Origin of the sequence: Amycolatopsis sp. WAC 01416, assembly GCF_003947485.1 — a bacterium.
GTDB lineage: Bacteria > Actinomycetota > Actinomycetes > Mycobacteriales > Pseudonocardiaceae > Amycolatopsis.
This window is the reverse complement of record NZ_QHHX01000006.1, coordinates 257,522-277,427: the sequence shown is the minus strand read 5'-3', so window position 1 is coordinate 277,427 and position 19,906 is coordinate 257,522. Positions and strand designations below refer to the sequence as shown.

Genomic DNA, 19,906 nt, shown 5'->3' with positions numbered 1-19,906 from the left:
TGATCCCGAGTGCGCGCGGCTCAGACTTCGCGTCCGGCGAGCCAGGACATCGCCTGCGCGAAGAGCCTGCCGTAGCCGTCCCAGTCCATGAATTCCTCCGGAGCCCAGTGCGGGGAGATGTCCGAGGTGAACGCGAGGGTGCGGCCGCGGCCGACCCGGCGCGCGGCCAGCATGACGTCGCCCTCGACGGTGGCGAGCAGCTCCGCGTCCGGCTTCAGCGTGGTGTGCTGGTAGCCCAGCAGGATCGGCCACTCCTGGTCGAGGCCGGTGACCACCGGATGCCCGGGCTGTACGACGTGGGCGCGGACGCCCTCCGGCGTCTCGACGCGGTCGTCGTACGGGTCGATGTCGACCGGGAGGATCTCCTCGATCGGCGTCCGGTGGTAGTTGGCCTTGCCCTCGAAGCCCTGGAAGCTCAGGTAGCCGCCGGCCATCATCAGGCCGCCGCCGTTCGTGACCCACTCTCGCAGCAGCTTGAGCCGGTTGGGCGTCGGACGGCCGCGGGTGAACGTGTCCGGGTGCAGCAGCAGGGTGTTGGAGCCGATGTCGGAAAGCAGGACGACGTCGTAGGCGTCGAGTTCCTCCAGCGTCTGCGGGAATTTCTCGGCCACGTCGTGCGAACGCAGGTGAGTCACCTCGACCCCTTCCGCCGCCAGCGCCGCCAGCAGCCGCTCGCACCCGATCTCCACCTGCGTGTGCGCGAACGGGTCGTATCCCTTGTGGTCGATCGTCGCACTGACCCACGACTCCCCGGCTAGCAGGACCTTGACCATCGACGACTCCTTCGAGCGAAAAGCCTTAGCGTAATTTGCGCAACGTAGCGCAACACCGTCAATATAAGATGCGGTCGCAGTCGCCGTCAACGCTCAACGGGGAGGAGCCGGATGTCGCTGGCGAAGGTGGCCCGAGAGGCCGGAGTGGCCGTGTCGACGGTGTCGAGGTACGTCAAGGGGGAGCTCAACGTCGCCTCCGAGACGGCCCGGCGCATCGACGCCGCACTGTCGGCCGAAGGGCATCCGCCCGTGCGGAAACAAGTGACCGGCCTCAGCCTCGGCCTGGTGGTCCCGTCGCTGGACAACCCGTACTTCTCCACGCTGGCGGACGCGGTGGTCGACGCCGCCGCGACGGACGGCGTCGACGTGCTCACCACGCTCACCGGGTCTTCGCCGTCACGGGAGCGCGCCGCGGTCGAGCGCCTGATGCGGGTGCCGGACGTGGGCGGACTGATCTACCTGGGGATGAACACCACCAACGAAGCCTTCACGAGCCGCCTGGCGGGCGATTTCCCGGTGGTCTTCCTCGACGAGTACGTCGAAGCCGCCGGGCCGCGGATCGCGCGGGTCACCGCGAACAGCTTCGGCGGCGCCTTCCAGGCGACCACCCACCTGATCTTCCAGGGCCACCGGCGGATCGCCCATGTCGGCGGACCGGCCGGGCTGCGCACGGCCGACCAGCGCGAAGCCGGCTACCGGGCCGCTCTGAAGACGCACGGGATCGAGGCGGACGAAGCGCTGATCGTGCGAGGCGCGTTCAGCTCGGCGTTCGGTATGAACTTCTTCGCGCACATGGCGCGGACCGGCGCGGAGCCGACGGCCGTGTTCACCGCCAGCGACATCGCCGCGGTCGGCCTGCTCGAAGCGGCCCGCCGCGCCGGGGTCTCGGTGCCGGAAGACCTTTCGGTGATCGGCTGCGACGGGATCACCCTCGGCGAATGGACGTCGCCGCGGCTGACCACCGTGGCGCAGCCGACGGAGCAGATGGCCCGCAAGGCGGTCGACGAGATCACCCGCCTCGCGGCCGGCCGAGACGCGGGCGACCACGTGCTGTCCATGCAACTCGTCGTCCGCGAATCGACCCAGGAGTACCCCGCATGACCGACGAAGCCCTCGCGTTGCTGCGCGATCTGGTGCGCCACGACACCACCTCCGGCGACAGCGCCGCGCAGGCCGCCGCGCAGGAGCTGGCCGTTTCCTACGCCACCGCCACTCCAGGCGTACGCGTGCTGCGACGCTCCACCGCCGGGCGGCCGTGGGTGCTGGTCGGCACCGATTCCGGCGACGGTCCCTTGTTCGTGTGTCATATCGACACCGTTCCCGTCGGCTCCCCCGCATTGTGGGAACGGGCCCCGTTCTCCGCGGACGTCGACGACGAGTTCCTGCACGGCCGCGGCAGCGTCGACATGAAGGGCGGGCTCGTCGCCGCACTGGCGGCGTTGCGCAACGCCGCGGAAGCCGGTGCCCGCGCACAGGTCCTCATCACCAGCGACGAAGAGATCGGCTGCCTGGGCGCGGCCGAGGCTTCGGCCTCGCTGGAGTTGACACCGCGGATCGTCGTGGTGCCGGAGGCGACCCGCAACCGCGTCTCACTCGGACACCGCGGCGCCACCTGGCTGCGGCTCGCCGCACAAGGGAAAGCGGCCCACGGCTCCACGCCCCAGCTCGGCCGCAACGCGATCCGGCTGCTCGCCGACCGGGCCCTCGGCGCCCTCGAATCCCTCCCGCTGGCCGCCGACGACTACCTGGGCGAGGAAACCGTCAACGTCGGCACCTTCGAGGGCGGGACCGCGACGAACATCGTTCCCGCGTCGGCGGTTCTGACGCTGGATGTGCGCACTGTGGACGGTGGAGCGCCGGCGATCGCTTGGGCTTCCTCGCTCGGTCCGGCCATCACCGCGGAGGTGGCTCTCGATCTGCCCGCCGTCCGGACCGCGCTCCTGCCCGAACTGCTCTCCGGCCAGGCCACCGCACCCGCCGCCACCTATTTCACCGACGCCTCGGCTTTGGCCGCGTCCGTGGGCGGCGCGCCGATCGTGATCTGGGGCCCGGGCGATCCCCGGGAGATGCACGCGGCGAACGAAAAGCTGGAACTGGAATCCTGGCGGCAGGCTTCGCGCGACTACCTCGATCTGGTCCTGGCCGCCGCGCGCTGACCTGCATGGCGCGCGACTCAGAGGCTTCTCCCTCGATCACCTCGAGCTCATCCTCCCGACCGGAGCATCTTCTCATTGAATAATGCAGACTTCCGCCGGTTCCTTCGCCTGACCTTTCGTGATCACCCTTGAGTACATGGCAGATGACCATCGCGGAATACTCCAATCAAGTAGTCCGGAAACGCCAGGCCAGCGGCTCCGGTGGAACCCAAGGCCGGACGAGAGGACGGCTGATGCTCACCCGCGGACGACCTGCTGACCTTCGAGGTCGACCTGTCCGGTGTGCGGCCTGTCGCCATCTTCCTCGTGGGGGAGCTGTGCGAGTTCGACGCGGAGGCGAACGTCCTGCTGGACGACGACTATCCGGGGGTGGACCCCATCAGGTCCGTACTCAGCGACCGACGAACTGGCTTGTCACGAAAGATTGAACTTGGGTACAGAACCGATGGCACCCCAGACCGCCAGGAGCCATCTGCTGATAGCAGTTAAATTTGTGTTCTGAACACCGCCCATGCACGATGTGCCCCTTCTGGGACCGCCGACTATCCTCAGCAATTGACGGTCGGCTGAAGTGCCACGACGATGCCCTGTTACCTCACCTCGACGCTCTCAAGCCACGACGTGTCACGGTAATCACCCACGGCTATCCAGATCCCTCACGCCATTTTTCCTGGAGCAGCTCTGGAGCAAGGCGTCGGTCACAAGTGCACCCAACGACGTTGAATCCCATTGATCAGAGCACACCAGCTCCAGCCGACCAGCGGAGTCTCTATACATCTCCAGAACCTGACTGGCAGTGAGGGGGTCAGGATTGCTGTTCTCGCAGATCAGAAAGCTGTCATTTAAGTGACTCAGAGATTCGCGCAAGACGACAACGCACCGCCGAAGCCGACTACCCACAGTCGCAGGCGAAGGCGTCAGACGAGTCTCCGGCAATGACGTCAATCCAGAGCTGACCACTTCGTGAGCAGGTATCGACAAGCAACGCACGCGTCCACTACCGCAGGTCCCCACCGCAGCGGTTGTGACGAGGAAGCAGAAAGGCTGCTACGCCACCAACTGGCTCTGCAGAGCACTTCTCCACCTATGAGCACACCGGAGCAAACGGAGACGAAACGGAGCCCAATCGCGATTAACGCCAAGGCGAAATTGCCGCCGAAGGACCAACATCCCCACAGGTCGGCAGCGATGTTGATGTGGTGGGCCGGGTCGGGCTCGAACCGACGGCCAAGGGATTATGAGTCCCCTGCTCTAACCAACTGAGCTACCGGCCCCAAGGGTGCCCTGACACCTCCGCGAGAGCCGCCCCAGCCCGAACAGCGGGTTTGCGAACGCACAGAAGTCCCAGTTCGCTCCAAGTTATCACAGCGCTCACCTGCCACGATCGCCTAGGCCGCGTCCTGTGAGTCTGCTCGAAGGGCTTCGTGATTCAGGTGGTTCCTGGCGGTGCGGGCGGTTCTGCCTCGTACCGGGTTGTACTCGGTAAGTATCGCCTGGCGTGCTGACCTGTGGAAAGGGAGCGGGGGACCTTTGGTGTCGCGGGCGGGGTGTGTGGATATAGGGACGTTGAGTGTCCCTATATCCACACGGTCACCGGAGGAGGACCGCGAAGATGACTTGCAGGACAAGGCCTAGGCCGAACAGCTGGTTTCCGGCACAGGACGGGCTCCGCTCGTCTAGGTTGCAGGGACCAACGCCGTGCGGCTCGCCGCACGGGACACGCTGACCATCGGGATGGGCCTGGGGTATCACGCCCATCGAACAGGGAGGCGCTCGTGGCGCATCCGGTCGCCATCGGGCTCGGTGTCGTGGTCGTCATCGGCGTGGTGTTGTCACTGAGGGCGAGCATCCGCGCACTGCGGCGAGCCGGTCTCCGTATCGACGCGATCTTCTCCGACGAACTGGACGACCGGCCGCCGCCGCGGTAGTCGGTTCAAGGTCCTGTTTGGACGGTCAGCCGCCCACGCCCGAGCCGCCGCCCGGCGCGCCACTCGTCTCAGCAGACGTCGTGGTCGGCAAGGGTGTCGTAGTCGGCGTCGTGGTCGGCTTCGGCGTGGTTGTCTTCGGTGGCGTCGGAGTGGTCGGCGGTGTCGGCGTGGTCGTCACCGGTGCCCCGCCATAGGCCGCGAAGCTGAACCAGATCGCCCCGCCCGCCTTCGGCGTGGTCTGGTTGAACATCGCCCGCACCTGGAACGTCGTCGCCGTGTACGAACCCTGCACCGTGTTCAGCATGTACGCGTTGAACTGTCCCGGCGTGTTCGCCGAGACGACCACCGCCGCCGGCACCGTCCCCAGCGCGTGCTGCACGGTGCACATCCCGGCGCCATCGGTCACGCACGACGCCTCCGCGGCCTGCACGCTCGGCGCCGGCGACGGGCCGACGGCGACGGACGTACCGGCGAGCACGGTGCCCCCGGCGGCGGCGACAGCCAGCCCGGCGACGGCGAGCGCGGCTTTCTCCCTGGTCCTCATGTTCGTCCTCCCTCTGATCCCCCAACAGCAGGGGTCGGACGCCGCGTCGCGATCGTTACGCCACGCCGAGCCGACGCAGTGCCGGCCGCCACCGGTTCCCGCCGGTGGCCAGCCCCAGCGCCACCAGGCCCGCGCAGTACTTGCTCACGGACTGCTCGCGGATCCGCAGTTTCGCCAGCGCCTCGGTGACGCTGTTGCGTTCGGAGGCCGACTTCACCTCCAGCAGCACCAGGTCGCCGCCGGCGGCCAGGCTGCGCGACCCGGACCGCCAGACGAGTGACGTGTCGCAGGTGACGCGCGCGTCGGCGGTGACGAGGGTGGTGCGCCGGTAGTCGGTGATCAGCGCGGGAGTCAGCGGCCGGGGCGCGGGGCGGCCGTAGGCGGCGGTGAGGGCGTCGTCGAGGAACGTCAGCGCGGGCGCGGTCAGGCCGTGCGCCGCCTCGGCCGGATGCGGGCGGCGGACCTTGACCGTTTCGTCGCGCCGCCCACTCACCTTGAGCTCGCAGTAGGTGTCGGCCGAGTCGGTGTAGGTCCGGGTGCGGATCTTGAACCGGCGCCGCCGGTCCTGCCGGTGCGCCCGGAAGATCGCGAGATCCGGGGTGTCGAAGTACGTCGACGAGTAGCCGAACACGCGTTGCCCGTCGATCTCCAGACAGCGCAGCGACAGTGCCTCGGTGACGGCCAGGAAGTCGTTGAGCTTCAAGACGTACTTGCGGTCCGTCCGGCTCATCAGCCCGCTCGTGGCGACGACTTCCGCGAGCGACAGCGAAGGGAGTCCCTTGGCCACCGCGGCGACGGTGGCCGTTCCGCGCCCGCTCACCGCCGCCCCGCCGGGGCACCGTGGACGACCGCGGCGGCGTCCGGCCGGAAGCGGACGTCGACGACGGTGACCTCGCGGACATAGTCCACTTCGGACACACTGTGCCGCACGACCGTTCCGCCGAGACGGGCTCGCAGTTCCATCAGCATCGTCTGTTCGTCGGGATACACGGTGTCGAGCACGACCGTCCGCCGCTGCGGACCGCGGGTGCGCGACGGGTGGTCGGCGACGTACATGACGGCGAGCAGCAGGACGTTGAAGACGGCGACCATCCGCCAGTCCGCGGACGGCAGCCCGTTCACCAGACCCAGGACCAGCGCGACGAAGTAGTACGCGACCTCCTGCTGGCTGATCGAATCGGACCGCAGCCGGATGATCGACAGCACCCCGAACAGGCCGAGCCCGAGCGCGCTCGCGGTCGACACGGAAAGCAGCACGGCGACCGAAACGCAGACGCCGACGTTCAACGCGAGATACGCGCAGGCGAGGTCACCGCGGTGGTGACGACGGGCGTAGATGCCGTAGGCGAGGATCACGGCGGCGACGAGGTCGACGGCGAGATGAAGCAGTGTCGTGGTCATGGAAACCACTGTGCCGCCGGAAGGAGAGACCGTCGTGAGAGCATGATGAGAACCGTCTCATCAGGACTCACCGAGCCGGTAACCCATCCCCCGCACGGTTTCGATCCGCTCGGCGCCGATCTTCGCGCGCAGGTAACGGATGTAGACGTCCACCACGTTCGATCCGGGGTCGAAGTCGAAACCCCAGACCCCGCCGAGCAACTGTTCGCGGGAGAGCACCTGGCCGCGGTTGCGCAGCAAGGTTTCCAGCAGTGCGAACTCGCGGGCGGTGAGGTCCTTCTCCTCCCCCGCGACCGAAACCTTCCGCGTGCGCAGGTCGAGCGAGAGCTTCCCGGCGCGCAGCACCGCCGGTTCGGCTTCGGGATTTCCCCGTAGCCGCAACCGGATCCGCGCCAGCAGTTCCTCGAACGCGAAGGGTTTGGCCAGATAGTCGTCGGCGCCGCCGGACAGCCCGGCGACCCGGTCGACGACGCTGTCCCGCGCGGTCAGGATGATCACCGGCACCGTCCGGCCCGCCGCGCGCAGGGCCCGCAGCAGATCCGAACCGTCGAGGTCCGGCAGCCCGAGGTCGAGGACGACCAGATCGTGCGCGCCGGTCAACGCCTCGGTCAGTCCTTCGGAGCCGGTCTTGACCCAGCGGGTCGCGAAACCCTGCGCCCGCAGCCCTTTCTCGACGAACGCGCCGATCCGGGCGGAGTCCTCCACCACCAGCACACTGGTCACCGGTCCACACCTTCCGCGACGGGGATCTCGATGGTGAACCGCGCGCCTTCGCCGGGCGCGGTGTCGAGCAGGACGCGGCCGCCGTGTGCCTCGGCGATCGCGGCGACGATCGCCAGACCGAGCCCGGCTCCGTCGTCTCCGCTCGAGTTGCTGCCGCGTTTGAAGCGTTCGAAGATCCGGCTCCTCGAATCGGGCGGGACGCCCTCGCCGGTGTCGCGGACCCAGAGCCGCGCCGTCGTCGCGGTCACTTCCGAGCCGAGGGCGATCTCCTGGCCCGGCGAAGTGTGCCGGACGGCGTTGGAGACCAGTTGCAGCAAGGCCTGCGCGAGGCGCTGACCGTCCGCGCGGACGGTCATCTCGGCGACCGCGTCCAGCCGCCAGGCGCGGTCGGCCAGCGGGCGGGATTTGGCGAGGGTCTCGACGGTGAGGTCGGCGAGGTCGGTGTCGCCGGGCGCGAGGAAGTCGGGGCTGCCGGATTTCGCGAGGATCAGCAGATCGTCGACGATCCGTTGCATACGCCCGAGTTCGTCGAGGACCAGATGCCGGGTGGCCGCGTTCTCCCCGGGATCGTCACCCATCAGCTCGAGATGGCCACGGACGATCGTGATCGGCGTGCGCAGTTCGTGCCCGGCGTCGTCGATGAAGTCGCGCTGTCCGGCGAAGGCGCTTTCGAGCCTGTCCAGCATCGTGTTGAAGGTGCGGCCGAGCGCGGCGACGTCGTCCGAGCCCCGGACCTCGATACGGCGGGAAAGGTCGGTCTCGCCGATCTGTTCGGCGGCCAGCCGGACCTCCCGCACCGGCGCGAGGATGCGGCCGGCGACCAGCCAGCCGATCAGCCCGGCCAGCACCAGCGCGGCCCCCGACATCGCGGCCATCACGCCGGCGACGTCGTTGATCTCGCTCGCCGTGTGGTCGACGAACTCGACGATCACCAGCGCGCCGCGGCCCGGCGAGCCCTCGATGGTCACCGGGACGACGCCGTAGCGCGCCGACCCGACAGCGGTGGTGACCGTGCCGTAGGCCGGGCTCGTGGCCCTGGACAGTTCGGCGACGAACTTCGGGTCGGTGTCGAGCCGGACCGGGGGCTCGATGGCGCTCCGCCTCGACGCCACACCGTCGCTGATCGAGAAGAACGTCTCGTACTTCTCGGGCAGATTCCGTTCCAGATGACGGCCGAGGACCGCCTCGGCGGTGGCGGGCTGCCCGGCCGGGCGGGCGTCCGGCGACGCCAGGAAGGCGCGGAGCTTGCCGGTCTCGTGCGCGATCTCGTTGTCGAGCCGCTGGTCCAGCTGGTTGTGCAGGACGGTGCGGGTCGCCAGCAGCGACCCGGCGAGCGCCAGCAGCACGACCAGCAGGACCCACGCGAGGATCCGGGCGCGGGCGCTCATCGGCCCCGCTCAGTCGTCGAGGTCGAAGTCGAAATGGTCGTCACCGTCATGGTCATGGTCACTGTCATCATCGAGGTCGTCGTCGTGCCCGGCCAGCCGGGGCGGGACGACGGCGGGCGGGGCACCCGACTCCCCCGGCCCGGTGACGGCCCGCCCCGCGGGGGCGACGACCGCCGGGCCGAGGTCGGGCGGCGAGGCCGCGGTGGCCGCGATGACGGCGAACGTGCCGGTGGCCGCCACCACGACGGCGGCGACCCCGGCCAGGACGATGATTCGGACTCGCATGACACCAGGCTGCCCTGGGCCGGTGAGTCACCGATGAGGACTCGATGAGAACTTTCTCATCGAGCCCGCGCCTCACTCGTGCGCGTGCGGATACTCCGGCGAGCGGTGCTGGAAGGACAGGATGTCGGGATTGCGGATCGTGCCCTCGCTGATCTCGATCGCCCGGTCGAGGATCGGATCGGCGGCCCACGCGGACGGGCCGGCCAGCACCTGCTTCAGATGCGGCAGCAGGGCGCCGCTGATCTCCCAGGTCGCCGAATCCCAGAGGTAGGACGGGCTGTGGTCGACGGCGTAGTAGGTGAGGCCGCCGACCTCGAAGGTCGGCTCCATGAACGTCGTCGGCTTGGCCCAGCCGAAACCCATCGCCTCGTCGCAGGAAACGTCGATGACGAGGCTACCGCGCCGGAACTCGGCGAGGTCTTCCTCGACGAGGAACGTCAACGGCGCCTTCGGGTCCTGCAGCACACAGTTGACGACGATGTCGTGCCCGGCGAGGAACTCCGCCAGCGGCACGCGGCCGTCCTCGGTGATCGCGTGGCTGCGGCGGAGGTCGGCCGGACCCTTCAGGTCGTGGTCGAGATGCACGATGTTCGCCGAATGGATCGGCGATCCGACCGCGGTGACGCCACGGTGGGTGAGCACGTGCACGTCGTGGATTCCGTGTGCGTTCAACGCCGTCACCGAACCACGCGCCGTGGCGCCGAAGCCGATCACGACGGCGCGGAGACGGCGGCCGTAGTCGCCGGTCGAGCCGGTCAGCTGCAGCGCGTGCAGCACCGAGCAATAGCCGGCCAATTCGTTGTTCTTGTGGAAGACGTGCAGGCCGAAAGAACCGTCACTACGCCAGTGGTTCATCGCTTCGAAGGCGATGAGCGTCAGTTTCCGGTCGATGGCCAGCTGGGTGAGCTTGTCGTCCTGAACGCAGTGCGGCCAGCCCCAAAGGGTCTGTCCCGGCCGCAGTTCGGCCAGGTCTTCCGCGAGCGGTTTGGCGAGGAGAATGACGTCGCTGTCAGCGATCAGTTGTTCACGGGAACGCAGGCCCCCGACCAGGGGCGCGAGGTCCTCGTCCGGAATGCCGAAGCGTTCGCCGTAGCCGTTTTCGAGAAAAATTGACGTACGGAGACCGGGGTCGATCCGCTCGAGATGTCGAGGGTGGATCGGAAGCCGCCGCTCGTTTTCTTTTCGCGAGTGGGAAATGACGCCGAGAGTGAGTTGGTCCACTTGGGGCCCCTTAAATAGACCTCCAGTCTAAACGCAAGGCCCGGCGTGGACTCAGGGTGTCCGAGAGCATCTCGCCGCCGAACCGCCGTCCCTGCTCGCCGCGAGGGGAGAGGGACCGTTCCCCCTGCACCTCATGGCGTAAAGTTCCCTTGAATCCAAGGGGGAATCCGTGCGTCTTCGGTCCGTGTTGTGTGCTGCCTTGATCTTGTTCGTCGCCGGCTGCGGGAGTACGCAGAAAACCGGCCAGGTCGCCGTGCCGAGCACCGCGGCGTCGAGTCCGGCGACGACACCGGCCGCCACCGGGACCGAGCAGGCCATCCCGCGCACCCGGATCTCGCTGCCGGTTCCGGACGGCATGCGGGTGGAGCCGAGCCTGCCCGGTATCGGCCGGTCGAACTCCCGGACCTCCATCGTGGTCGTGGAGCAGCCCGCGAACGGCAAACCGGCCCGCGAAGCGATGGCCGAGATAGCGGCGGGCTTCACCAGCGAACAGGCCCGGCAGAAGGGGCTCGACCTGGAAAAGCCGGTCGAGACCACGATCGCCGGGTTCCCGGCCTTCCTGACCAGCGGCGTCCAGCGGGCATCGGTGGGCACCTTCGCCAAGGTCAACGCGATCCTCGCCGCCGAGGACGTGCTGGTGATCATCACCGGCACCCTCGAACCGGGCGACCCGCTGACCGTCGACGACGTCAAGAAGACCATCACCGGCGCCCGCTGGAGCACCGAGGCCGCGCCGGGCGACATCGGTTTCGATTTGACCCCGGCGGAGGGCTACCAGCGGAAGGAATCCACCTCGAGCCTCAGCTTCACCCGTGGCGCGCAAGGCGGCCCCAAACTCGTCGCCGCACCGTCGATGGGCGAGCCGCGGCTGCCCGAGGACAAGCGCGCCTACGCGGTCGACAGGTTCGGGAAGCTGCCGGCGAAGCCGTCCGCCGACACGGTGACCGAGGTGACGATCGCGGGGATGCCCGGTTTCGAGATCGTCGGCCACGACAGCAAGGGCAAGACCGCGTACGCCGTCATGACATTCACCGAAACCGGGTACATCCTCGTCGGCGGCGACTTCGACCCGGCCAAGGACGGCGACCAGCTTCCCGCTTTCAAGCAGATGGCGCGGTCGCTGGTGCTCAAGTAGTCACTTGAACGCCGCCGCGTTCCGCGCCGCCCAGTCGGCGAAGGTCCGCCCCGGTCGTCCGAGCACCTTCTCGACGTCGGGGCTGACCCGCTGCTCTTCCTCCGTCGGCCTGCCGAGGATCGCGAGCGTGGCCTCCACGACCACCGGCGGCATGAACACCGACATCGCCGCACGGGCCTCGTCTTCGCTCAATTCGGCGAAGCGCAGCGGCTCGCCCAGCGCGGCGCCGAGGTCCGCCGCCTGCCGCCGCGGCGAGATCGGCTCGGGTCCGGTCAGCACGTAGGACCGGCCGTGGTGGCCGGATTCCCGCAGCACGGCCGCCGCGACGTCGGCGATGTCGGCGGGGTCGATGACGGGCAGCGCGACGTCTCCGAACGGCGCCGCGACGACCCGATCGGACCGAATGGCCGGCGCCCATTGGAAAGCGTTCGACGCGAAGCCTCCCGGCCGCAGCACTGTCCACTCCGGACTCGACGCCTTGACCGCTTCCTCGTACGCGGCCGCGTGCCGCCCGGTCCCGACACCCTGGGAGGACAGGAGCACGATCCGGGCTCCGCCGGCCGCCGCGACGACCTCGGCGACGTCACCGCCCGCCGCCAGGAATTCTCCCGACGTCAAAAGGAAAACCCGGCCCGCGCCGTCGAAGACCTCCTTGAGCCCGTCGGCCCGGGCGAGGTCGGCCCGCACGGTCCGCACGCCGTCGGGCACGTCCGACGGCGAGATCCGGCGCGACACCGCCGTCACTTCTTCTCCTGCGGCGGCAAGGGTTTCCACCAGCAGCCGCCCTACATTCCCGGTCGCTCCGGTCACCACGATCATGGTCGCTCCTCGGTTCGCGTTTCGTTGACGCGGCCGAAGCTACCGTCCCGGGGATAGTAGGTACCTAGAGGAAAGTAATGGGAAACCCGGCCTTTCGTGAGCGTGATCACAGCTCGCGAAGAAGAACTGTGCCCGATTAGCCCGATTTGCACGGTTTTCCGAGGAGGCCTTCGCTGAACCCATGGTCGATGCGCCACACGGCCGCGAGCGAATCCCCGCCACCCGCGACACCTTTGCCTTACCCCTCAACAGAACCGCCTTTGCCACGCACGAAACCGCATATACAGGCATCAAGGGGACATTCAGCGGCCAAGGCGCGTCCTTTGTGGACACTGGGGCGTGGCCGACACCCGCCGGGACCTCCGGAGGACTTCCGATGGCGACCACTTAGTCTCGGACCCATGCCCGAAACCGCACTCGGCCCGCTGCGCGTCCTCGACTTCTCGCGGGTGCTCGCCGGCCCGTTCGCCACCATGCTGCTGGCCGATCTCGGCGCGACGGTGATCAAGGTGGAGCGGCCGGGCACCGGCGACGACACCCGCAGCTGGGGGCCGCCCTACGACGCGACCGGTCAGGCGACGTACTTCCAGTCGGTCAACCGGAACAAGACGAGTGTGGCGCTGGACCTCGGCGACCAGGAAGACCGCGCCCATGCCCGCGCGCTGGCGCTGGAGGCCGACGTCGTGGTCGAGAACTTCCGGCCCGGTGTGATGGACCGGCTCGGTCTCGGCCCGGAGGTCCTGCTGGCGGCGAATCCCGGCCTCGTCTTCTGCTCCGTCACCGGTTTCGGTTCCGGCGGCGGCGCCGCGCTGCCCGGCTACGACCTGCTCATCCAGGCGGTCGGCGGGCTGATGAGCATCACCGGCGACCCGGCGGGCGAGCCGCAGAAGGTCGGCGTCGCGCTCGTCGACGTCTTGGCCGGGCTGTTCGCGAGCGTCGGCATCCTCGCCGCCTTGCGCCACCGCGACCGCACCGGGCAGGGGCAGCGTGTCGAGATCGACCTGCTGTCCAGTCTGCTCGCCGCGCTGGTGAACCAGGGCAGCGCGTACACCTCCGGCGGGACGGTCCCGGCGCGGATGGGCAACCGACACCCCAGCATCGCCCCCTACGAGCTTCTCCCCTGCGCCGATCACGAACTCGCGCTCGCCGTCGGCAACGACCGGCAGTTCGCGGCGTTGTGCGAGGTCATCGACCTGCCGGAGGTCGCGGGCGACGTCCGGTTCGCCACCAATCCGGCGCGGGTCGAGCACCGGGCCGAACTCCGCGCGCTGCTCGAAGACCATCTGGGCAGGCGCCCGGCGGCAGAGTGGGCGGCCGAGTTGAGCGCGGCCGGGGTGCCCGCCGGGGAGGTCAACGACGTCGCGGGCGCGTTCGCCCTCGCGGAACGGCTCGGCCTGAACCCGACGGTCGATCTCCCCCGGCCCGACGGCACTTCCGTGCGGCTGACCCGCAACCCGATCGGCCTGTCGGCGACGCCGCCGCGGTACGAGACCGCGCCGCCGGACGATCCCGGACAGCTCACCCTTCCCTTGCCCGGCTGGAGCTGACGAAGGGCCGTCAGCGGACTGTCAGCGCTTCGTCAACGCCGGCCGCGAAGCTCCTGCCATGACCAACAGGACAGTCCTCATCTCCGGCGCGAGCATCGCCGGTCCCGCCCTCGCCTTCTGGCTCTCCCGCCAGGGCTACGCGGTCACCGTCGTCGAACGGACGGCGGAACTCCGCACCGGCGGCCAGGCGGTCGACTTCAAGGGCGCGACCCACCGCACCGTGCTGGACCGGATGGGGATCCTCGACGAGGTGTACCGGCGCCAGACCGGCGGGCACGACCAGACCATCATCGACGCCACGGAGCGGCCGCTGGCCGTCATGCCCGGCGAATTCACCGGCGGCGACGTCGAGATCCGGCGCGGCGATCTGGCCGCGATCCTCTACGAACGGACCGCTCAGGACTGCGAGTACGTCTTCGGCGATTCCATCGCCTCGCTGACCGAAACGGCCGACGGCGTCGACGTCACCTTCGAGCGCGGTGCGCCGAGGCGGTTCGACCTCGTCTTCGGCGCGGACGGCATCCACTCCACCGTGCGACGGCTGGCGTTCGGCCCGGAAACCGACTACGTCGAACATCTCGGCCACTACTACGCCCTGGTCGAGACCGGGGAGAGCGACGACTTCCGCGGGCCCGGCGGCACCTCGGTCATGTACAACGAGCCCGGCAGGCTCGCCGCCACCGGCGGACCCAAGGCGGCCGCGTTCTTCGTGTTCGCCTCCCCCGAAATCGCCTACGACCGCTACGACACCGGCCAGCAGAAGGAGATCCTGACCGCCGCGTTCGCCGACGGCGGCTGGCGGCTGCCCGAACTGATGGAGGCGGTGAACCGCTCGGACGACGTCTACCTTGACTCGATCAGCCGGGTCACGATGGACGGCTACTCCACCGGCCGCGTCGCTCTCCTCGGCGACGCCGCGTACGGCAACACCTTGGCCGGCTTCGGCACCGGGCTCGCCATCGTGGCCGCGTACGTCATCGCGGGCGAACTCGCCGCGGCGAACGGCGACCACGAGGTGGCCTTCCGGCGGTACGACGAGAAGTTCCGCGGCTACGCCAAGGTGGCCCGCGGCGCCAACGCCGGCCCGTTCCTCGCGCCGCCGACGAAGCTGCGGATCAAGCTGCGCGACCAGCTGTTCCGGCGGGCGTTCATGCTGCGCTGGATGCTGTGGGTGACCGACAAGTTCGCCACCGACATCACCCTCGAGGAGTACCCGGCGCTCGCCCGTGGTGTTGATTCACAGCGGTGATTCACAGAGCCGGCGCGGCACCCTGGCCGCGCTCGTCTCCGGCCCCGTGCTCGGCGACCTGGAGCAGGAGGCCCACGCCAGCCGGCGGTTGCCGTCCCGCACATGCGCGCGCAAGGCCTCGCGGCCCTCGCCGGTGATCGCGATCCGCTGAGCCCGCCGGTCGTGCTCGTCGAGGCGCTGACCCCGCAGGTCGCCCACCTGCCCGCCTCGCTCGGCGCGCTCGGGCCTGCCGTCGCGCTGGCCGTGTTCACCCCCGCGAGCCTCTTGGCGTTCCGACGGCGGGCGATCACCTGACTTTCGGCGTGCGCGATCCCCCGTGCCGTGGTCGGCTGGGTTTCCCGCGTGACGTTTCCGGGGAAGCCGTGTCTAAAGGGTTGTCACCGGACGTTGGTGATGTGAAGGGAGCTTCGGCATGACGGCGCTGCACAGGTGCGCTCGATGACGACGTCGGCGAGAAGTCACGCGCCCGCGGCCGGCGAAACGGTGCTGGACGACGCCACGCTGGTGGCACGCGCCCGCGACGGCGAGATCCGCGCGTACGAGCAGCTCGTCCTGCGGTTCCAGGGGCCGATGTACCGGCTGGCGCTACGGATGCTGGGGAACAAAGGGGACGCCGAGGACGTCGTCCAGGAGGTGTTCCTCGTCGCCTGGCGGCGGCTCGACCAGCTGCAGGAGGACGCGGCGTTCGTCGGCTGGCTCTACCGGACGACGACCAACCGGTGCCTGAACGTGATCCGCGCCAGGAAGCCGGTGGCCGACGTCGAGCTGGACCAGCAGGAATCCACCGGTTCGGCGGGGCGGCCGGAGCGTGCGGCCGAGACGAGCGCGCAGCTGGCGGCGCTGACCGGGGCACTGGACCGGCTGACCGCCGAGCAACGGGCCTGCTGGCTGCTGCGGGAGGTCCACGGCCGCTCCTACGAGGAGATCGCGAAGGCGATCGGGGCGACCACCACCGCGGTGCGCGGACGCATCGCACGAGCACGAGCGGAGTTGGCGGAGGTGATGGCTCCATGGCGATGAACCACGCGACTCAGGACTACTTGCTCCCGTGCGGCCGGGACGTCGAACTGGTTTGGGAACGGCTCGACGAGGTCGACGCCGGCCACGCGGACGCGCACGAACTCGAGTGCCCGCACTGCCGGGCGACCCACGAGAGCCTCCGGGTGCTGCGCGGGCTGACCAGGGAGCTGGCCGACGACGACACCGAGCCGTCGCCGGATCTCACCAGCCGCATCATGTCCGCGGTCCGCGCCGAGGTCCGGCGTCGCGATCTGGTGCCGCTGGACAGCGCGGAACCGGGCGAGGTGCAGGTGAGCGATCAGGCGGTCGCGGCGGTACTGCGGTTCGCCGCGGATTCCGTGGACGGCGTCCGCGCGCGACGCTGCCGGGTCCTGCCCGCGCCGGACATCACCGACATGACGGCCGTGAACGTGGAACTGAGCTTGGCGATCGCCCATGATTTCGACGGTGACTCGCTGGACGTGGTCCGTGAGCGGGTCACGGCGGCGGCGGGAGCCAGGGTCGGCCTTCGCCTGGCCCGGCTCGATCTGGTGGTGGAGGACATCTATGACGCCTGAACAGGCCCCTGCCAGACAGCTGACCGAAACGGTGATCTCCCCGCCGGTGATCGCGGCGGTCGCCGCGCACGCCGCGGCGAAGGTCCCCGGCGTGGTACGCCTGGAACCCGGTTTACGCGGGCTGGCCGGCTCGCTGACCCGGATCGCGCGGCAGCGGATCAAGGGCCTCGAACCGGCGCCGACCGAAGGAGTCCGCGCGGTCGTCGACCAGGACGACGTGCGGGTGGAGATCGACCTTTCGCTCTCCGGGCTGGACCAGGCCGCCGCGACCGCGCAAGCGGTGCAGCGTGCCGTCAGCCGGGCGGTCACCGAGGCGACCGGGCTCACCCCGTCGGCCGTCTCGGTGTCCATTTTGGACATCGAAATCCGTGGAGGACTGTTGTGACCGCACGTTCCGAACTGACCGCTTCGCTGCTGAGCACGCTCCGCGATGTACCGGGGCTGCGCGCGGCGACGCCGTCCACCACGGCCGCCGCCTCGGCGGTGCCGTGGGATCTCGACGTGATGGCCGTCGACATCACCGAGAACGTCGTCGAGATCCGCGTCGTCGCGCTGGAGGTGCCGATCCCGCCGCTCACGGAGGCCGCCGGGGCCGCGTTGCGCGCGGTGCTGACCGGAACCCCTTGGGAGAACGCGAGTCTGCGTCTCGTGGTGACCGACGTGGATGCCGCCGCGCTCGTTCCCTGACATACGAAGATCGCGGTGGCCGCGCCCGAGGGCGTGGCCACCGCGATCAAAGGGCGGGGACCTAGTTCTTGTTGGTGCCCGGGGTCAGGACCTTGTCGATGACGAAGACGGTCGCGTTCTTGGTGGGGATGTTGCCGCACAGCACCTTCGCGCCGTTGACGGTCATGTTCTCGCCGGAGCCCTCGATCTTGACCGGGCCACCCGCGGTGTTCAGGCTCTCCAACGACTTGGCGGACTCCAGGCCCTTGGCGTCGTAACGCTTCCCGACGACGTGGTACTGCAGGATCGGGGCGAGCTGGTCCGGCTTGCCCGCCAGTTCGGCGAACTTGGCGTCACCGAGTGCGGCGAAGGCCGGGTCCGCCGGGGCGAAGACGGTGATGGCCTGCTGGCTGTTGAGGGTGTCGACCAGGTTGGTGGCCTTGACCGCGGCGACCAGCTTGGTCAGCAGCGGGTTGGTCGACGCGGCGCTGGCGACGGGCTGCGGGCCCATCGAGTCCAGCGAACCCGGCGCGCTGCCCTGCGGCAACTGCGAACACGCCGGGCCGAACACGTCGGCGTTGGTGGTCACACCGTCACCCGAGGCGGCACTGGACATCGGGGCCGACATCGACGAGGACGGGGCGGGCGCGGGGGCACTGCTGGAGCTGCCGGACGAAGCGCTGTCATTGCTGCTGCAGGCGGACAGGGCCAGCGCGGCGACCGCGGTGAAACCGATTCCTGCGACGCGAAGCTTGTTCACGGAAAATCACTCCATTTGTTTTTCGGACTCTTACCGGGTATTCGGAACCACCACGGAATCGGATTGCCACTCTTTCGAGTGACCCCGATCACCGTGCGGTGAAACTGATGACATGCCAGCCCGTCGCACCGTCCGGAACGGTTCCGGCGCGGGCGTCGGTCTGGGTGTAGCCGGATTTGTCGACCGCGCGCACGGTGACCTGATGGCTGCCGGCCGGGACGTCGAATTCGGTCCACCACATCCGCCAGGTGTTGAGGCCGACCTCGCGGGAAAGCATTGCGGGCTGCCAGTTCCCGCCAGAGCCGAGCCGGACTTCGACCCGCTCGACACCGGTGCGCTGCGCCCACGCGACGCCCGAGATCCGGACCTTGCCCGCGGGTACCGTTTCGAATCCTTTCGGACTGTCGATCCTGGACTGCGTTTTGATCGGGGCCTGTTCGCCCCAGCCGCGGTCGAGCCAATACGCACGGCGCGCTTTCCAGGTGGTGATCTCCAGATCCTTGACCCATTTCGTCGCCGAAACGTAGCCATAGAGGCCGGGGATGACCATTCGAGCGGGAAAACCGTGTTCGACCGGAAGCGGTTCCCCGTTCATCCCGATCGCCAGCATCGCGCCCCGCTCCGGATCGAGCGCGGCGACGACCGGACTGCCCGCCGTCCAGCCGTCGACGCTGGTGGAGAAGATCTGCTCGGCACCGGGCAGGACTTCGGCCTCCCGCAACAGCTCCCCGAGGTCCACGCCGATGAAGTTCGCCGTGGACACGTAGGTGCCGCCGACCTCGTTGGACACGCAGGTCATGGTGATCGTGCGCTCGATCAGCGGCCGGTTGCGGATGTCGTCGTAGCTGTACCGCTTTTCGTTGCGCACCATGCCGTGCAGGCGGAGGCTCCAGTCCTCGGCCCGGACCTGCGGCACCGAGAGGGCGGTGTCGACGCGGTAGAAGTCGCGGTTCGAGGTGAGGAACGTCGGCGTGCCCAGTTTGGCGAAATCCGCGTCGGCCGGGATCGGCGGCGCCGGCTCGGCGGGAACGAGCCGCCCGATCGCCGCGCGGGAGGACTCCGCGTCTCGCGTGCCGGCGAGAAGCTGCCCTCCGGCCCCCGCCGCCCCCGCGGCCACGACGGCACCCGCCCCGGCCAGCAGAACCGACCGGCGCGACGGAGCGGCGCCGGAGACCTCCTCGACGGTTCGAGACCTCGCGATGGCGAGGCGATGCAGCCAGAAGAAGACGCCGACTCCGGCGATCAGGCTGGCCAGCGGCGCGAGCAGGGCGACCGAATCGAGGTCGGGACGCTGCGACACGGCGAACCCGCCCAGCAGACCGAAGGCGGCGATCAGCACGACCCCCGGAACGGGCGACCGCCGCGAGGCGACCCCCGCCACGGCCGCGGCGAGCACCATCACCACGGCCATCCCGCCGAGCAGCACGAGCTTGTCGTAGACACCGAACGTGCGGACCGCGAAATCCTTCAGCTCGATCGGGGTCAGATCGATCGCCCCGTTGCCGACCGCCAGGTACGGCGAAGCGTTGGCGCTGATGAACCCGGCCACCAGATGACCGGCCGCCAGCGCCGCGGCGAGGGCCACGACACCGATCAGCGCCGCTCCGAAGAAGGGGAGGCGTGGTTCCCGATCGGCCCGCGAAGTCTTCATGCCAGGTATTCGCAGCCGTCGGGGCTACGGACTGGTTTCCTTTTGCGACAAGGGAAATCGACGCTTTTCGCAGAGGGTGTCAC

At 69.1% G+C, this 19,906-nt stretch carries 22 protein-coding genes and 1 tRNA gene; 11 read left to right on the top strand and 12 right to left on the bottom strand.

Translation table 11 applies throughout. The features are described 5' to 3' along the window. Nucleotides 1–20: 20 nt before the first annotated feature. On the bottom strand, nt 21–773 hold the full coding sequence (locus DL990_RS22060) for a glutamine amidotransferase (RefSeq protein ID WP_125789477.1): 753 nt from the start codon (nt 771–773) through the stop codon (nt 21–23). A 111-nt stretch (nt 774–884) separates the two neighbouring features. Between DL990_RS22060 and DL990_RS22055 the strand changes: the two genes are divergently transcribed. Both DL990_RS22055 and DL990_RS22050 read left to right on the top strand, forming a co-directional pair. After that, nucleotides 885–1,874 carry a LacI family DNA-binding transcriptional regulator gene (locus DL990_RS22055; RefSeq protein ID WP_125799783.1) on the top strand — a complete coding sequence of 330 codons (990 nt, stop codon included), beginning with the start codon at nt 885–887 and terminating at the stop codon, nt 1,872–1,874. After that, on the top strand, nt 1,871–2,929 hold the full coding sequence (locus DL990_RS22050) for a M20 family metallopeptidase (protein WP_125799782.1): 1,059 nt from the start codon (nt 1,871–1,873) through the stop codon (nt 2,927–2,929). The genes DL990_RS22055 and DL990_RS22050 overlap by 4 nt, the downstream gene beginning before the upstream one ends. A gap of 1,197 nt (nt 2,930–4,126) precedes the next feature. Here the strand turns inward: DL990_RS22050 and DL990_RS22045 are convergent. Next, nucleotides 4,127–4,203, bottom strand: a tRNA-Ile gene (locus tag DL990_RS22045). A 501-nt stretch (nt 4,204–4,704) separates the two neighbouring features. Between DL990_RS22045 and DL990_RS41500 the strand changes: the two genes are divergently transcribed. Further along, on the top strand, nt 4,705–4,857 hold the full coding sequence (locus DL990_RS41500; protein WP_199746531.1) for a hypothetical protein: 153 nt from the start codon (nt 4,705–4,707) through the stop codon (nt 4,855–4,857). A 25-nt stretch (nt 4,858–4,882) separates the two neighbouring features. Here DL990_RS41500 and DL990_RS22040 read toward each other — a convergent pair whose 3' ends face one another. From DL990_RS22040 to DL990_RS22010, 7 genes are all read right to left on the bottom strand, one after another. After that, nucleotides 4,883–5,401, bottom strand: coding sequence for a hypothetical protein (locus tag DL990_RS22040; RefSeq protein ID WP_125799781.1), 519 nt, complete (start codon nt 5,399–5,401; stop codon nt 4,883–4,885). A gap of 55 nt (nt 5,402–5,456) precedes the next feature. Next, nucleotides 5,457–6,221, bottom strand: a complete 765-nt coding sequence (locus tag DL990_RS22035; protein WP_125789481.1) for a polyphosphate polymerase domain-containing protein — start codon at nt 6,219–6,221, stop codon at nt 5,457–5,459. Beyond that, on the bottom strand, nt 6,218–6,802 hold the full coding sequence (locus DL990_RS22030) for a DUF4956 domain-containing protein (RefSeq protein ID WP_125799780.1): 585 nt from the start codon (nt 6,800–6,802) through the stop codon (nt 6,218–6,220). The genes DL990_RS22035 and DL990_RS22030 overlap by 4 nt, the downstream gene beginning before the upstream one ends. A 60-nt stretch (nt 6,803–6,862) precedes the next feature. Next, nucleotides 6,863–7,525 carry a response regulator transcription factor gene (locus tag DL990_RS22025; RefSeq protein WP_125789482.1) on the bottom strand — a complete coding sequence of 221 codons (663 nt, stop codon included), beginning with the start codon at nt 7,523–7,525 and terminating at the stop codon, nt 6,863–6,865. After that, nucleotides 7,522–8,913, bottom strand: a complete 1,392-nt coding sequence (locus DL990_RS22020) for a cell wall metabolism sensor histidine kinase WalK (protein WP_125799779.1) — start codon at nt 8,911–8,913, stop codon at nt 7,522–7,524. Before DL990_RS22020 ends, DL990_RS22025 begins: the two co-directional genes overlap by 4 nt. Nucleotides 8,914–8,922: 9 nt before the next feature. Then, on the bottom strand, nt 8,923–9,198 hold the full coding sequence (locus tag DL990_RS22015) for a hypothetical protein (protein ID WP_125789484.1): 276 nt from the start codon (nt 9,196–9,198) through the stop codon (nt 8,923–8,925). Between the two features lie 72 nt (nt 9,199–9,270). Beyond that, nucleotides 9,271–10,419 (bottom strand): N(5)-(carboxyethyl)ornithine synthase, encoded by a 1,149-nt coding sequence (locus DL990_RS22010; RefSeq protein ID WP_125789485.1) that lies wholly within the window; start codon nt 10,417–10,419, stop codon nt 9,271–9,273. 199 nt (nt 10,420–10,618) lie between these two features. On the opposite strand from DL990_RS22010, the gene DL990_RS22005 reads away from it, so the two are divergent. Continuing rightward, entirely contained in the window at nt 10,619–11,554 is a 936-nt protein-coding gene (locus DL990_RS22005) for a hypothetical protein (RefSeq protein ID WP_125789486.1), read from the top strand. Here the strand turns inward: DL990_RS22005 and DL990_RS22000 are convergent, their stop codons facing one another. Then, nucleotides 11,555–12,373, bottom strand: a complete 819-nt coding sequence (locus tag DL990_RS22000; protein WP_125799778.1) for an NAD(P)H-binding protein — start codon at nt 12,371–12,373, stop codon at nt 11,555–11,557. Nucleotides 12,374–12,774: 401 nt separating this feature from the next. On the opposite strand from DL990_RS22000, the gene DL990_RS21995 reads away from it, so the two are divergent. From DL990_RS21995 to DL990_RS21960, 7 genes are all read left to right on the top strand, one after another. Further along, a complete protein-coding gene (locus DL990_RS21995) occupies nt 12,775–13,920 on the top strand; it encodes a CaiB/BaiF CoA-transferase family protein (RefSeq protein ID WP_125799777.1) in 1,146 nt (381 codons plus the stop codon). A gap of 58 nt (nt 13,921–13,978) precedes the next feature. Beyond that, nucleotides 13,979–15,169 (top strand): FAD-dependent monooxygenase, encoded by a 1,191-nt coding sequence (locus DL990_RS21990; RefSeq protein ID WP_125799776.1) that lies wholly within the window; start codon nt 13,979–13,981, stop codon nt 15,167–15,169. 102 nt (nt 15,170–15,271) lie between these two features. After that, nucleotides 15,272–15,463, top strand: a complete 192-nt coding sequence (locus DL990_RS41495) for a hypothetical protein (protein WP_199746530.1) — start codon at nt 15,272–15,274, stop codon at nt 15,461–15,463. Nucleotides 15,464–15,607: 144 nt separating this feature from the next. After that, complete coding sequence (locus DL990_RS21975) at nt 15,608–16,189, top strand: RNA polymerase sigma factor (RefSeq protein WP_125789490.1); 582 nt, start codon at nt 15,608–15,610, stop codon at nt 16,187–16,189. Continuing rightward, complete coding sequence (locus tag DL990_RS21970; RefSeq protein ID WP_125789491.1) at nt 16,180–16,746, top strand: anti-sigma factor; 567 nt, start codon at nt 16,180–16,182, stop codon at nt 16,744–16,746. Before DL990_RS21975 ends, DL990_RS21970 begins: the two co-directional genes overlap by 10 nt. Beyond that, nucleotides 16,736–17,131 (top strand): Asp23/Gls24 family envelope stress response protein, encoded by a 396-nt coding sequence (locus tag DL990_RS21965; RefSeq protein ID WP_125789492.1) that lies wholly within the window; start codon nt 16,736–16,738, stop codon nt 17,129–17,131. The genes DL990_RS21970 and DL990_RS21965 overlap by 11 nt, the downstream gene beginning before the upstream one ends. Next, entirely contained in the window at nt 17,128–17,433 is a 306-nt protein-coding gene (locus tag DL990_RS21960; RefSeq protein WP_125789493.1) for a hypothetical protein, read from the top strand. The genes DL990_RS21965 and DL990_RS21960 overlap by 4 nt, the downstream gene beginning before the upstream one ends. Before the next feature lie 61 nt (nt 17,434–17,494). On the opposite strand, the gene DL990_RS21955 is transcribed toward DL990_RS21960, so the two are convergent. Both DL990_RS21955 and DL990_RS21950 read right to left on the bottom strand, forming a co-directional pair. Continuing rightward, the gene (locus DL990_RS21955; RefSeq protein ID WP_125789494.1) at nt 17,495–18,172 is read right to left on the bottom strand and encodes a fasciclin domain-containing protein; all 678 of its coding nucleotides are present in this window, start codon (nt 18,170–18,172) and stop codon (nt 17,495–17,497) included. 88 nt (nt 18,173–18,260) lie between these two features. Continuing rightward, complete coding sequence (locus DL990_RS21950; RefSeq protein ID WP_199746529.1) at nt 18,261–19,823, bottom strand: molybdopterin-dependent oxidoreductase; 1,563 nt, start codon at nt 19,821–19,823, stop codon at nt 18,261–18,263. Between the last annotated feature and the right edge of the window lie 83 nt (nt 19,824–19,906).